This window comes from Pseudomonas sp. OE 28.3 (assembly GCF_014268205.2).
Taxonomy (GTDB): domain Bacteria; phylum Pseudomonadota; class Gammaproteobacteria; order Pseudomonadales; family Pseudomonadaceae; genus Aquipseudomonas; species Aquipseudomonas edaphica.
Map to the genome: position 1 here is coordinate 3119906 of NZ_CP077082.1, position 13517 is coordinate 3133422.

13 protein-coding genes are annotated in these 13517 nt (G+C 59.9%); 6 read left to right on the forward strand and 7 right to left on the reverse strand.

Annotation, left to right across the window (positions count from 1 at the left end; genetic code table 11):
• Positions 1 to 8 precede the first annotated feature (8 nt).
• On the forward strand, positions 9 to 1175 hold the full coding sequence (locus tag HU759_RS14080; protein WP_170038415.1) for a diguanylate cyclase: 1167 nt from the start codon (positions 9 to 11) through the stop codon (positions 1173 to 1175).
• A 4-nt stretch (positions 1176 to 1179) separates the two neighbouring features.
• On the opposite strand, the gene HU759_RS14085 is transcribed toward HU759_RS14080, so the two are convergent.
• The 3 genes from HU759_RS14085 to HU759_RS14095 form a co-directional block, all read right to left on the reverse strand.
• Positions 1180 to 3366: a GAF domain-containing protein gene (locus HU759_RS14085; RefSeq protein ID WP_186618100.1), complete on the reverse strand. Its 2187-nt coding sequence runs from the start codon at positions 3364 to 3366 to the stop codon at positions 1180 to 1182.
• A 161-nt stretch (positions 3367 to 3527) separates the two neighbouring features.
• The gene (locus HU759_RS14090) at positions 3528 to 4379 is read right to left on the reverse strand and encodes a CAP domain-containing protein (RefSeq protein WP_017139121.1); all 852 of its coding nucleotides are present in this window, start codon (positions 4377 to 4379) and stop codon (positions 3528 to 3530) included.
• 81 nt (positions 4380 to 4460) lie between these two features.
• On the reverse strand, positions 4461 to 5675 hold the full coding sequence (locus HU759_RS14095; RefSeq protein WP_176992291.1) for an MFS transporter: 1215 nt from the start codon (positions 5673 to 5675) through the stop codon (positions 4461 to 4463).
• 113 nt (positions 5676 to 5788) lie between these two features.
• Here HU759_RS14095 and HU759_RS14100 point away from each other — a divergent pair, with 113 nt between their 5' ends.
• Together HU759_RS14100 and HU759_RS14105 are read left to right on the forward strand one after the other, a co-directional pair.
• Positions 5789 to 6694 (forward strand): LysR family transcriptional regulator, encoded by a 906-nt coding sequence (locus tag HU759_RS14100; protein WP_017139119.1) that lies wholly within the window; start codon positions 5789 to 5791, stop codon positions 6692 to 6694.
• A gap of 20 nt (positions 6695 to 6714) precedes the next feature.
• The gene (locus tag HU759_RS14105) at positions 6715 to 7386 is read left to right on the forward strand and encodes a GNAT family N-acetyltransferase (RefSeq protein ID WP_186618101.1); all 672 of its coding nucleotides are present in this window, start codon (positions 6715 to 6717) and stop codon (positions 7384 to 7386) included.
• 59 nt (positions 7387 to 7445) lie between these two features.
• Here HU759_RS14105 and HU759_RS14110 read toward each other — a convergent pair whose 3' ends face one another.
• Positions 7446 to 8663 (reverse strand): MFS transporter, encoded by a 1218-nt coding sequence (locus HU759_RS14110; RefSeq protein ID WP_189660896.1) that lies wholly within the window; start codon positions 8661 to 8663, stop codon positions 7446 to 7448.
• Positions 8664 to 9225: 562 nt separating this feature from the next.
• Between HU759_RS14110 and HU759_RS14115 the strand changes: the two genes are divergently transcribed.
• Entirely contained in the window at positions 9226 to 9462 is a 237-nt protein-coding gene (locus tag HU759_RS14115) for a hypothetical protein (RefSeq protein ID WP_017139116.1), read from the forward strand.
• A gap of 119 nt (positions 9463 to 9581) precedes the next feature.
• Here HU759_RS14115 and HU759_RS14120 read toward each other — a convergent pair whose 3' ends face one another.
• Complete coding sequence (locus tag HU759_RS14120; RefSeq protein ID WP_017139115.1) at positions 9582 to 10184, reverse strand: TetR/AcrR family transcriptional regulator; 603 nt, start codon at positions 10182 to 10184, stop codon at positions 9582 to 9584.
• An 83-nt stretch (positions 10185 to 10267) separates the two neighbouring features.
• Between HU759_RS14120 and HU759_RS14125 the strand changes: the two genes are divergently transcribed.
• On the forward strand, positions 10268 to 10867 hold the full coding sequence (locus HU759_RS14125; RefSeq protein ID WP_186618103.1) for an NAD(P)H-dependent oxidoreductase: 600 nt from the start codon (positions 10268 to 10270) through the stop codon (positions 10865 to 10867).
• On the opposite strand, the gene HU759_RS14130 is transcribed toward HU759_RS14125, so the two are convergent.
• On the reverse strand, positions 10868 to 11257 hold the full coding sequence (locus HU759_RS14130; RefSeq protein ID WP_099548288.1) for a hypothetical protein: 390 nt from the start codon (positions 11255 to 11257) through the stop codon (positions 10868 to 10870).
• A 31-nt stretch (positions 11258 to 11288) separates the two neighbouring features.
• On the reverse strand, positions 11289 to 12545 hold the full coding sequence (locus tag HU759_RS14135; protein ID WP_169988503.1) for a 3-phosphoshikimate 1-carboxyvinyltransferase: 1257 nt from the start codon (positions 12543 to 12545) through the stop codon (positions 11289 to 11291).
• 341 nt (positions 12546 to 12886) lie between these two features.
• On the opposite strand from HU759_RS14135, the gene HU759_RS14140 reads away from it, so the two are divergent.
• On the forward strand, positions 12887 to 13516 hold the full coding sequence (locus tag HU759_RS14140; RefSeq protein WP_138450233.1) for a lytic polysaccharide monooxygenase auxiliary activity family 9 protein: 630 nt from the start codon (positions 12887 to 12889) through the stop codon (positions 13514 to 13516).
• Position 13517 lies beyond the last annotated feature (1 nt).

Consider the following 13517-nt stretch of genomic DNA (forward strand, 5'->3'; position numbering starts at 1 on the left):
GTGCCACAATGGCGCCTTTGTCGTGGCAGTCGAAGCAGGCGCATTTCATGAACGGCCTTGGGCGTGGGCAAGACCCGGATGAACTCATCGAACAGCAGGTGCGAACCGACCGTTTGCACCAGCTGTTTCGCCAATCGTTCTCGGCTATTTTCGGCAGCTACCTGGGCGCTGTCATGCTCTGCTGGCTGTGCTGGGGCCGGTTTGACCACAAGGTCATGCTGGTCTGGCTGGGGTTGCTGGCGGTGACATCGCTGGTGCGCGTCAAACTGTTCACCGACTGGTTTCGCTGCCCCTACAGCGAGCGCACGCCCCGGCGCTGGGAACGCCGCTATTGGGTCACGCTGATGCTGTCAGCCGGCACCTGGGGCCTCGGCGCCCTGGCCGTGATGCCGACGGATGATCGTGTTTCCCAGGTGCTGGTCATGCTGTTTACCGTGGGCATGTCAGTGAGCGCGGTTTCCTGTTATTCGGCCTATCGCTATATGACCCTGGGCTCCATGGCGCTGGTGCTGTTGCCGTGCACCCTGTGGTTGCTGTTCCAGCCGGCGCCGATGCAAGTAGGTGTGGCGATTGCGGTGCTGGTGTTCTCGACCTTTGTGGTCAGTGCCACGCGCAAGCTCTCGGATGCGCTGGAAAAAGCCTTCCGACTGACCCGACAGATGGAACGTGCTCACCATATCTCCACGCGTGCCGCCCAGACCGACGAGCTCACCGGGCTGATGAACCGTCGCGCGTTTTTCGAACAGGCCCACCTGCTGTACGCGCATTGCCACCACCACCAGCAGCCGCTGAGCGCGTTGATGATGGACATGGACCATTTTAAGGACATCAACGACACCTACGGCCATCAGGCCGGCGACCAGGTGTTGCGCCAGATTGGCGGGGTGATCAGCACGTCGTTTCGCCAGGCCGATGTTTATGGTCGGCTCGGTGGTGAAGAATTCGCGGTGTTGCTGCCCAACACCTCACTGGAAACCGCGCGAGGCATCGCCGAGCAACTAGTCCAGGCGATTTCGGGCCTGACCTGTGAACCGGTGAAGGGCTTGACCGCCAGCCTCGGTGTGGCCACTACCCGCAGCCTTGATCAGGACTTGCACAGCCTGATGAACAACGCCGACAAAGCGCTGTACCGCGCCAAGGCTATGGGGCGTAATCAGGTGGCCGTCGCGCAGTAGCGCCTCACTCCTTGAGCATCGACCTGGCCAATGCCCGCGCCACTTGGTCGGCGGAGTAGGGCTTGGGGAGGAATTCGAAGCCTTCATAACCGCTGTCGGCCAGTTCTTCGCTGTAGCCTGACGTGAGCACCACCGGCAAGTCGGGGCGGCGCTGGCGCAGCAGTTTGCTCATGGCCACGCCGGTCATGCCTGGCATCACCACATCCGAGAAAATCGCGTCAAACGCCATGCCGTCCGGGCCGGCCAGTGCCAGTGCCTGCTCGGCATGGGTGGCCCAGGTGGTGCGGTAACCCAGGTCCTGCAGGATCTGGTTGGCAAAGCGGCCGACCTCGAGGTTGTCTTCGACTATCAGGATGTGGCGCGCCGCAGTGGCGGGCACCTGGCTCTGATCTTCCTGGACCGGGCAGGCCTGCACCGCCACAGGCTCGGCCTCGGGTAGATACAGGGTAAACACGCTGCCCTGGCCGAGGTTGCTGGTGACGTCGACGTTGCCACCGGACTGTTTGGCAAACCCGAACACCTGGGACAAGCCAAGCCCGGTACCTTTGCCCACCGCCTTGGTGGTAAAGAAGGGTTCGAAAATGCGCTCGACGGTGTCAACGGCAATGCCGCTGCCGGTATCGGCCAAGGCAATGCTCACAAAAGGCTGGTTTGATTCGGCATCGCCACGGATACGCGGCAGTCTGGCAATGTGGGCGACGCGCAGGGTCAGGGTGCCTTGACCTTCCATGGCATCGCGGGCATTGAGCGCGATATTGATCAGGGCGGTTTCAAATTGGCTGGAGTCGACGCGCACATGGCACGGTCGCTGCGGCAACTCCAACTGCACGCGGATACGCGCACCGGTGAGGCTTTCGAGCATCTCGCCGATGTTCTTGACCCGCAGGCTCACATCGAAAACTTCCGGGTTCAGCGGTTGGCGGCGGGCAAAGGCGAGCAGTTGGCTGGTGAGTTTGCTGGCCCGCTCGACAGTGTCGGACACCGCGCTCATGTAGCGTTGGCGGCGCTCTTCGGACAACCCCGGCTGGCGTAGAAAATCCACCGAGGAGCGGATGATGGTCAGCAGGTTGTTGAAGTCATGGGCCACGCCACCCGTCAACTGGCCGATGGCTTCGAGTTTCTGCGACTGGCGCAGAGCGGCTTCGGCCTGGGCCAGCGCCAGGGTGCGTTCTTCGACGCGCTGCTCCAGGGTGGTGTTGAGTTCGGCAAAGGCTGCCAGCCCTTCACGCACATGGGCATCGGCGCGCACGCGCTCGATATGCGCCCAGGAGCGCTCGGTGACTTCGCGCAGCAAAGCCAGGTCGTAGCTCGACCACAGCCGTGGGACTTTATCGTGTACCGCCATCAAGGCCGTCAGCCGACCATTTTTGATGAGTGGCATGCAGATCGTGGCGCTGACGCCCAATGCCTGAAAGGACGCTGACTCTTCTGGTGGCAGCTCGCGCAGGTTGTCATGGATCACCAGTGGCTCACCGGCCCGCAGGCAGTTGACGGCCGTTTCACCGAAAGCCGCCAGGCTGTAGCAGCCGATAATGCTGGGCGAACCGGGGGCTGTCCAATTGTCACGGATGGTGAAGCCGTCTTCATCGGCGTCCATATCGGCGTAGGCGCAGTTACTCACCTGCAGATGTTCGGCGACCAATTGAGTGGTGCTGCTCAGAATGGTTTCGGCATCTGCCGCATTGGCCACCGTGTGGCTGATGGCTTCCAATACCGCCAGGCGACGGGCGAGGAATACTGTGGTGGTGGTTTCCGACACGGTGTCGAGAATGCCGACTACCTTGCCCTCGGGGTCGCGAATCGGGCTATAACAAAAGGTGAAGTACGCCTGTTCCCGCGTCGGGCCGCGTTCAATCACCAGGGGGAAATTTTCGATGTAGGTGGCATGGCCTTGGAAGGCGGCATCGGCGATGGGGCTGATATCCGCCCACACCTCATGCCACACCTCGTTGAACGGGCGCCCCAACGGGTCGGGCTTGGTGCCCAGGATCGGAATGAATGCATCGTTGTAGAGTGTGATCAACTGCGGCCCCCAGACAATCGCCTGGGGAAAGCTCGATGCGAAGCACAGCGCTACGGTGGTCTTGAGCACGTCGGGCCACTGCTCCAGCGGGCCTAGTGGCGTGTTCGCCCAGTCATGCTGGCGAACCCGCTCAGCCATTTCGCTGCTGCTTTGCAGCCAATTCATCATTGCGAAAACACCTTGTTTACCACGGTCTGTCGAGGGCCTGAAGCGGTCAGGCTAACAAGCAACAGACCGGAATGAATGCTGCCAGTTCAGCACGATTATTCAGGTGATAGCAATTTGATGTTCTATACAAATGAATAGGCCTGCAGTCGGGCCTAAGACGCCTATTGCGCGCCGAGAACCCCCGTCCAATAAATGCCGGCATCACTCTTGGGGTCCATGGCGTAAGCCGCGCCCAATTCACGAAATTGCGGGTTCATCAGGTTGGCGCAATGCCCGGGGCTGGCGAGCCAGCCGTCCACGACCTTGCGCGGGTTGTCGAGGCCGGCGGCGATGTTTTCGCCGATGTTTTTTGCGATGTACCCGGCCAGTTCCGCACGATCGCCAGGCGTGCGGCCGTCATGATCCAGGTGGTCGAAGAAATTGCCATTAGCCATGTTGCGCGAATGGCTGTTGGCGGCGCTGGCCAAGTCGTCATTCCACGACAGCGGCGTGGTCGCGCTAAACGCCTGGGTGCCGCATTGGCGTGGTTGTTGACGGGCGGTGTTGACCAGATCGAGAAGTTTTTTGCCCTCGGTCTGCCAGTCGCCAAGGCCGCTGGTGAGCAGCGGGCGTGCCAGCACGATGCGCCAGTCCTGGCCGCTGTTGCTCACGCCAATATCGACAAATTGCGGGTCCAGCACCACGCGGCAGAAGCTTTCGCGCACGGCCTTCATCGCCGCCTCGGCGTCTTTGGGGCCGGAGAGGCTGATGGCCTGCACATTCACCATCGGGTACGCGGCCCGCGCGAGCGCCTGCTGCAAGTCGCCGACATTGGTGGCCGGCAGCACCAGCCGCGTATCGCTGGCCAACGGTGGCAGTTCCTGGGAACCCTGGTTGCCGCAGCGTTGTACGTGGCTGCGGTATTCGTTGATCTGTTGCACTAACTGACTTTCTTCATTCGCCATCGCGCTGGCGCAGAACACCACATTGGCGGCCAGCGTCGTCAGACCCATCATCAATGACAGCACGCGCATGGACGTTACCCTTGAGCTTGAAAGTGCCCATGATGCGCGAAGTAACCCGGTTTGGGGCAACGCCTTTTTTGTTTTTTTGCCTCAACGGGTGTTCTGCGGGCAGATCGTGGCGCGGTTGCGCCCCCAGGCAAACGTGCTGGCGGTGACGATCAAGACCAACGCCATGGCGAAGGTCACATGCAAGCCATTGGCAACACTGGGCGGCGCTGCGTGGGCCACATCGGGGCTGGCCCAGGCAAATACCGCGCCCAGGGCCCAGGCACCGAAAATCAGTCCCAGGTTGCGCGACAGGTTCAGCAGGCCAGAGACGGTTCCTCGGCGTGTCGGCGCGACATCGCTCATCACCGCGGTGTTATTGGCGGCTTGAAACAGGCTGTAGCCTGTTGTGAGCAGGATCAGGGCGCCGAGGTAAGCGAGCAGTCCCGCGGTCAACGAAAGCGACAGGGCACCCAGGGCCATCACCCCCAAGCCCGCGAGGGTCATGCGATGGCTACCCAGGCGATCGGTGAGGCGGCCCGCCGGCAGACCGGTCAGCGCCGCAACACAGGGGCCGAGGGCCATGGCCAGGCCCATCCAGGCGGGGTCGAGCCCCAGGCCACGGGAGAGGTAAAACGGCCCGACCACGAACGTGGCCATGATCACTGCCGCCACCAGCGCGCTCATCGCCAACCCGGCCCGCAGCGACGGGTCTTGCAAAGGCTGCCAGAAAGCACCTGCCGATTCGCGGGCGCCGGCCTGGCGGTCTGCCGGTAAGTAATAAAAGGCGAGGGCGGCGGCCAACAGGCCCAAGGGTACGCCGACCGCGAACAACGCGCGCCAGCCCCACAGGCTCAGCAACACGCCGCCGACACTGGGGCCCATGGCGGTGCCGACTGCTGACATCGTTCCGAGCAAACCCATCACCTGCCCGGTACGCGCCTTGGTGACCGTGTCGCCCACCATCCCGAGGGTCATCGCCATCATGCTCGCCGCCCCCAGGCCTTGCAGGGCGCGCGCGGCAATCAGCCATTTAAGCGAAGGTGCTGCCGCGCACAGTGCACACGCCACGGCGAACAGCAGCAAGCCGGCGAGCAATACGCGTCGGCGCCCCCAACGATCGCCCAGGCGACCGGCGCCGACAATCACCGCCGTGATCGCCAGCAGGTAGGCGAGCACCACCCACTGCACGGCATGAAAGGATGCATCAAATGCCTGGGCCAGGCTGGGCAGGCCGACATTGGCGATGCTGGTGCCCAAAGCGGCCAGCAACATGGATAGCGACAGACTGACGAGCGCGGCGCGTGAAGAGTTGTGCATGGATGATTCCTTGAGTGAAGGCAACTGACACAACTCTACGGCGTGGCCTAATATGGCGGAAGACGCATGGGTTGCAGCTAATACCTGCATCAAACGCCTGATAAGGAACACGTATGCCCGACCTGAATTTGCTCATTACCCTGGATACGTTGCTTAGCGAGGGCAGTGTCGCCGCTGCCGCCAGGCGCCTGCGCCTGAGCCCTTCGGCCATGAGCCGCGCGCTGGCACGCCTGCGTGAAACCACCGGTGACCCCTTGCTGGTGCGCGCCGGGCGCGGGCTGGTGCCGACCCCGCGGGCGGTCGAACTGCGTGAACAGGTCAGCCGTTTGGTGCAGGAGGCCCAGGCGGTGCTGCGCCCTGCGCAAACCTTGGACATGGGCCAGGTGGTACGCACGTTCACGCTGCGCTCGAGCGAGGAGTTTGTCGAAAACCTCGGCCCGGCGTTGCTCGCGCGTATCGCCCAGGAAGCGCCGGGCGTGCGCCTGCGTTTCGTCGACAAGAGCGACAAGGACTCGGCGCTGCTGCGCGAGGGCAGTATTGACCTGTCGATTGGCGTGGTCGACGCCAGCGCCAGTCCCGAACTGCTGACCCAGGCGCTGTTCCGTGACCGACTGATCGGTGTGGTCCGCAGCGGCCATGCGCTGAGCCAGGGTGAAGTCAGCGCCGAGCGCTTTGCCCAGGGCCAGCATGTCTACGTGTCACGCCGTGGGCTGGACCGTGGCCAAGTCGACGACGCCCTGCAAGCGCTGGGCCTGACGCGGGAGATCAGCACCATCGTCGCCGGCTTTGCCACCGCCATCGCCCTGGCCCGCGACACCGACCTGATCGCCAGCGTGCCCGAACGCTACACCGCCCATCAGCGCGACGGGCTGTACAGCTTCGCGCTGCCGATAGTCGTGCCGCCGTTCACCGTGGCCATGCTCTGGCACCCACGCCTGGATGCCGATGTGGCCCACCGCTGGTTGCGCGGCTGTTTGCGCCAGGTGTGCGGGCAGCAGGTACAATCACCGCTGCCTTGACGCTAAACCCAGGAATTTGCATGTTCAGCCTTACCCGCTACACCACCGCGTGCCCCGAGCCGATCAACAGCCAGATCCTGCAGATGGTGGTGGACAACCTCACCGACATCAGCAGTGTGGCGTTGCCGCCGAGCAACCTGCTCTACAACATCTATCAATATGCCGTCGGCTTTGAGGTGCACCTGTACCTTGAAGCGCTGAATGGCGCCAAGGGCATCGCGGTTGAACTGGTGGTGGCGATGCAAGAAGAACAGGTGATCGGCTTTTGCCTGTACTTGCCTGTCAAGGACGACCCGCACGCCTGTGGCATCGCCTTCATGGCGGTGCAGGCCGGGCACCGGCGCCAGGGCGTGGCCCGCGCCATGCTTGGCGAGGTGCTGGCGCTTTATCCCCACGCAGAACTGGCCTGCTCAGTGGAAAAAGTGCCGGCGTTCCAAGCGCTGGGCTTTCAGGTGCGTGGCGCACGCGGCACCCAAGTGTTGATGAACACCCGCGATTACGGCACCGATGGCTTGATGGGCGTGCTGGACGTGGTTGCGATCTACAGCTCGCTGGAGGTGCGACAGATTCATACGTACTTGCTGCAAAAACACGGCAAGCGCGCGATGGTTGATGCCGAGAAGCAGCGGGATCGGCACTTGGATCAATTGGGGCGCAAGGTGCGGTTGTTTGTAAGTGAGTATCGGGACTGAATTCAAAAAAACTCTCTTGGGAGGTTTTTTATTGGGTGCAGAAAATCGGAATGATCGTACTAATTAACCGGGGTATGTGCTTGTTTTCTGCACACATATAAATAGACGGCAATCGACACCGAAGCAGTTAAAAATGCTATGCCGGCTGACACAATAAAGGGGGCTGGGCGACCACCTGCGATTATTATTAGTGTTCCTAAAGAAGGTCCGATTATAACGCATAAAATTTGGACGCTTCTGAAAGACATGGATACCCTTCCGATAGTGTCAGGAGGGCATAATTGTTGAAGGATTATATTTGAGGATATTATTAGTGTTTCATAGCCGAAGCCATTAAGAAACCAAGCCAGTGGATAGATATAGGCTCTTCCAGGTACTTGGAAAAATACTAAGGTCGCGGTCAGGATTAATGCGGCGGAGAAAACAACCAGTGCATGTGTCCGGAGTAGCAGTTCATCGATATGGCTGAACTTGAATTTTACCAGCAGTGCGGCGCCTATCGCGCCAGCCGCTGTTGCGGAGACGATGACTGAGAAATTAACTGAAGGTAAACCTTCGTAGGCTAAGAAGGATGCCAAATGCGGGTCGTAGATTCCTAAAGCAAGTGAAGTGAGTAGGGAGTACAAAAAGCCGATGCGTAGCTGAAAGGGTAAGGTATTGAATATTGCAATTCCTCTTGCTATGTCACGATAGAGTGGAAGGGGGTTCGTGGAGGCGTCGATGATTTTCGGTTGGAAGACCCTGCAGATAGTCCTCAGGAGTGGAAAGGTCAAAAGAACGGCAGCGGCTGATAAAAAGAATAAGTCCTTTGGTGATAATATTATCGTCAATATACCTGCTAGTAACGGCGCAAGAATTTTTGTGGATTGGTCAAATACACTGATGTAGCTAAAAAAAGATTTGCGCTCATCAGCAACTATCAGTTGCCGAACCATAATGGTTATTGAGGGGAAGTAGAATAAGTTTGATACGCCTTTCAAGATAACGAAAAGCAAAAAAATCTTAAGATCTGGAGAGACTGCGAGGGCTAAAGTAGACAGTGTGCGGACTAAAGCCCCAAATGCCAGTGTTTTCCTTGCGTCATGTCGATCTATCAGCGTTCCGACAATAGGGCCTAGAAACAACATGGGGGCACCTAGGCAAAAAGCCAGGAGCGCTATCGACGAAGGCGAGGCATGCCACAAATAGACGGGGACCGCGAAAATCAAAAAAATATCAAGCCATAGTGAGAGGCTGGAAAGCGCTTGCACACAAATAAGCTTACTTGACGTTTTCATGATGTCTATCTGAGTTCAGAAAAGTTTGTCTTCAATTACGAAGCTATCGAGGTCGTGCTCGCTCGCGAAGCGATACAGGTTGCTTAATCTATTTATGAGGCTGCGTCCATTAAGGTTTAGGGGGGTTATGTTATGCCGACTCTTGACGCATTAAGATAGTGTCGGCTCTGTAATTGTATATATCATCTCAGGGTTGTTGTCTCCAAAGGTTTGTGACGCGTTTAAATCGTATGTGTGCCTACTGGTGATTGTCAATTCTGTTTTTTGAATAATAGTGTTTTTCATAGGTTTTTGGTGTGTTTTTACAGAGGTGTATCAGATAGTTCTGATCGGCATTTCCTACGTTGCGCTTCGCCGTTGATTTCTAAAGATACTTATTTATACATAGGGCTGTAATGTTTGGTTGCATTACATCAGGCCGCTACCCATGGCGGCCATGATTTTATTTCTAAACTAGTGCCGTGTGTGAAAAGCCTGGAACTCAATAAGGAATTGTCGCCACAGAAGGCTCGCTGATCAACGCAGTTGCAGCAGTCTTTCTACCTGAATTGGAGTTCTATCTATGCACATTGGCGGCTTCAACGCTAAATCTGTACACGGCAATTTTGAGATGTCTCAGATGATGGGCAGGCCGAAGAGCCTGGAAATGAGCGATGCAAAACAATTCGATCCGGCGCAAAAGCCTGAGGTCAATGAGCAGTCTGCCAAGGACCTCAGCGCGCACAGCCAAATGTTGACGGCGCGTAGGGGCGGCAGTGATCTGCTGCCTGGCGTCGGCAGCAAGAAGATCTCGTTCTGATTGCACAGAGGCCCGTATCGTCAGATACGGGTTAATGAGATGGTCACCCCCAACACCCTGTGAGGGCTACGCTTTCACGGGGTGTCGCGGCGCTTGATTCCTTGTGCGCGAAGAATTAGTTAAACGCAGCCGCGATTGACCATCGCCAGAATCGTCGCCACCAACTCCTGCTGCGCCTCCTCACGGCTGATCTCACCACTGGCGGCCGCCTGGGACAAGGCCTCGGCGGCACCCAGCATGGCGCGTAAGCCTGCCTGGGAAACAGTGCCGTTGGGCGCGAACGGCGCCAGTGCGTCGCGGCACTTTTGCAGGAAGATCGCCTCGTATTTGCGCTTCAGCGTTTCCAGTTCCGGCGAGCTGCTCAAGGCGGCAATCACCCCCGGAATTTCCCGCCCTTGCAACAACACGCAATCGACGTAGCACGACGCGATGACCCAGGCTTGCTCCTGCAGGGTCGCGGTGCTGGTGTCCAGCGCATCGGCAAACACCTGGTTCTGGCGGCTATCGAAGTCTTCATACAGTGCGGCCAGCAGGCCGGCGCGGGTGACGAAATGGTCGTAGACCACCGGCTTGGTGACGCCCGCCAGCTCGGCCAGGCGGCCCAGGGTCAGGGCTTCGGTGCCTTCTTCGCGCACCAGTTGCCAGGCCATGTCGAGCAATTGGCGCAGGCGATCCTCGCGGGACAGGCGGCGGCGTGGGGCAGGGGATTCAGCGCTTGACATGCTTATATACCAAAAGTAACTTAAAGTGCGTAACCTACTAAAAGTAGCTAGCGCCCAGCCTAGCTTGAAATGGAGTCAATGTCATGCACGCACTGATCGTTGTAGCCCATCACGACCCGCAATCCCTCACCCATAGCCTCGCCGCGCAAGTGGCGGCCGGGCTCACGGCGGGCGGCCACACTTATGAGGTTGCCGACCTCGCCGCCGAAGGCTTCGACCCGCGCTATACCGCCGCTGACCACCTCGTACACCGCACTCGCGCTGAGCCGCCCGCCGATGTGCTCGCCGAGCAGGCGCGCATCGACCGCGCCGATGCATTGGTGCTGGCGTTTCCGATTTATTGGTGGTCCCTGCCGGGGCTGCTCAAAGGTTGGGTTGACCGCGTGTTCGTCAACGGCTGGGCGATTGATTACGGCCCCGATACGCCGGTGGTGAAAAAACTGCGGCACTTGCAGGTGCACCTGCTGGCGTTGGGTGCGGCAGATGAAAGCGCGTTTGATCGGCACGGTTATGCCAAGGCCATGCGCACGCAAATCGACTACGGGATTTTTGATTACTGTGGGGCGCAGGTGGTGACGTCAAAGCTGCTGCTGGATTCGGAAAGCGGCGCTGCGCAGGCGCACTTGCACACCGCGAAAGCCATAGGGCAGGGCTTGTTTGCACACGAAACGGTGGCTGGTTAGTCAGCCTTCGCGAAACAGATCGTGAGCATCCAACAGGCGGTAGGCGATTTCCGGGCGCTTCTCCATGCCACGGCGAATCGCTGCCGGAATCGCCTGGCGGGTTTTGCGGCACAGGCCGGGCTGCTCATCGATGTTGATCTGAATGCCGCGCATGCTCTTGACCTCGGTGTGCCCCGGCGCTACCTGCACGCGGATGCCCAATAGCTCGAACATCTTCTGTTGCATGTGTTCCAGGTCTTGCAGGCTCTGGAGGTTTTCCAGGCGCTCGACCAGCTTTTTTTCTTCCTGACGCGTCAGGCTGAGAATGCGCAGGTCGGCGCCGGGCGCTTGCAACAGCTGTTCGCGGTCGCAAGCGCAGACGCCGGGTGGGCAGGGTTGGCGAATTGACATGTGCATTCCCTCCCTACGCCGACGTGCTGGCTCAGTAGCTGAGCGTTACCCCAAGGCTGCCCAAGGCCTTCCAGTATTCAGGGTAGGTCTTGGCCACGCAGTCCGGGTCTTGAATGCGGATTCCCGCCACCTTCAGCCCGGCCAGGGCAAAACACATCGCGATGCGATGGTCGGCGTGGGTGTCGATCAGCGCATTGCAAGAGGTGCCGGCCAGCGCCGGGTCGCTGGCCACCAGCAGGTCGTCGCCCTCGATGGTCGCCAAGCCTGGACGAATCTCGTTGAGGCCGTCGTGCAGCGCCTGTACACGGTCACATTCCTTGACGCGCAGGTTGGCCAGTTCAGTGAAGCGCACCGGGGTGTTGTTGAACGCAGCCAGCACGGCCAGGGTCGGGATTGCGTCCTGCATCTGCGAGCCGACTACCGTGGCTTGCATGTTCGGGAACTGCGCGATCACGGCCTGGGCCTTGGCGTCCGGCTGGGTGAAGTGCTGCGCGGCCACGCCGATGTCGATGCGCCCGCCGGTCAACACTTCGGCGGCCCACAGGTAAGTGGCGGCGGAGGCGTCGGGTTCGATCAGGTAGTCATGGGCGCTGTAGCCGGTGGGGGCTACGCGCCAGGTGCTGTCGTCGACCACCTCGACCTGCGCACCGAACGCCCGCATGCAGTCCAGGGTCAGGTCGACATAACCACGGGCGCCGATGTCCTTGCCGGTCAACGCCACTTCAATTGGCGCCTGGCCGCAGGCGGCGAGCATCAACAGGGCTGACACGTACTGGCTGGACAAGCCGCCATCAATCTCAAAACGCTTGGCCTGCACCTTGCCCACGCCGTGTACGGTCACCGGCGGGCAGCCGGTCGGGCTGTCGACGCGGATGCCGTTCTGGCCGAGGGTGGCCAGCAGCGGGCCGATCGGGCGTTTTTGCATGTAGTCGTCGCCGTCGAGCACCACGGTGCCTTCGACGGTCGCCACGGCGGCAGTCAGAAAACGCATCGCGGTGCCGGCATTGCCGAGGAACAGCGGCTGCGACGGCAATTGCAACTTGCCGGAGCCGGTCACAACGAAGGTGGTGTCGTCCGGTTCATCGATGCTCACGCCCATCTGGCGCAAGGCCACCGACATGTGGCGGGTGTCATCGCTTTTCAGTGCGCCGCTCAAGCGGCTGGTGCCCTTGGCCAGGGCGGCCAGCAGCAGGGCGCGGTTGGTAATGGATTTGGAGCCGGGGGGCGCGACCTTGCCGTTCAGGGCGAAATTGGGCGGTGTAACGGTCACGGTTTTCTGCGAACTCAAGGTACAAGGCTCCTGATCAAGGCAAGGCGGTAGGGAGTGGCCGACGGGCGGACCCGAATAATCAGCTAAACACGCCACCCTTGTCGAGCAGGGATCGTGGTAGGGCGCGTATTTCGAGGCGGTCGCCGACTTGTCCGGGGAATGGACTGCTCCTGTAGTCGAACTACTCCTGCGGGCGTAGGACAAGCAGCAAATCTGATGCAGGACAACGGCGCTCACTTAGCGAAACGAGGGCGACGTGAGATCTTTCCGAGAGAAGTGGCGACTGGACAATAAAGCCCGCCAAGGTAAGTTCAAGGCGTGCCCCATGACGGGGCACATTCAATCAAGGAGTGAATGAAATGAACAAACCCCAGACCCAACTTCGTCACGGTCGCGTGGTGACCCCGGCCAGCCGTGGTTCAGTGGCGGTGGAGCGTGGGCTGCTCGGCAACTGGCAAGTCAACGAGATGGAAGGCGGTAAAAACTTCCCATCGCTCGCCGCCGGGCCATTCCCGGCACCTTATGAAACCGATGATCAAAGCGTCACACCGCCTGGCGACGGGCATATCTTGAGCGGCGGCAAAACCGACGACCGCGATTGCATCAACTTCACCGACGAGGAGATGAGCAAAAAGCTCAATAGCCCCTTCACTTGGCCGTTGCTGAATGTCGAGGCTGGCCAGGTGTTCAAGGTGCAGTGGGAGTACACCGCCGCCCACGTCACCCGTGGTTATCGCTGGCTGATCACCAAGGATGGCTGGGACCCCAAGCAACGCATCAGCCGTGCGCAACTTGAGGCCAAGCCGTTTTTCGAAGACTTCTACACCCAGGTGCCGTACTACCAGCACGCCGATGAAATGAAGGCCAAGGTCGAACACCAGGTCACGCTGCCCAAGGGCAAGAAAGGCCGGCATGTGGTGGTGTTGATGTGGATCGTGGCCAACACCGGCAACGCGTTCTACCAGGCGTTTGACCTGGACTTCAAATAAG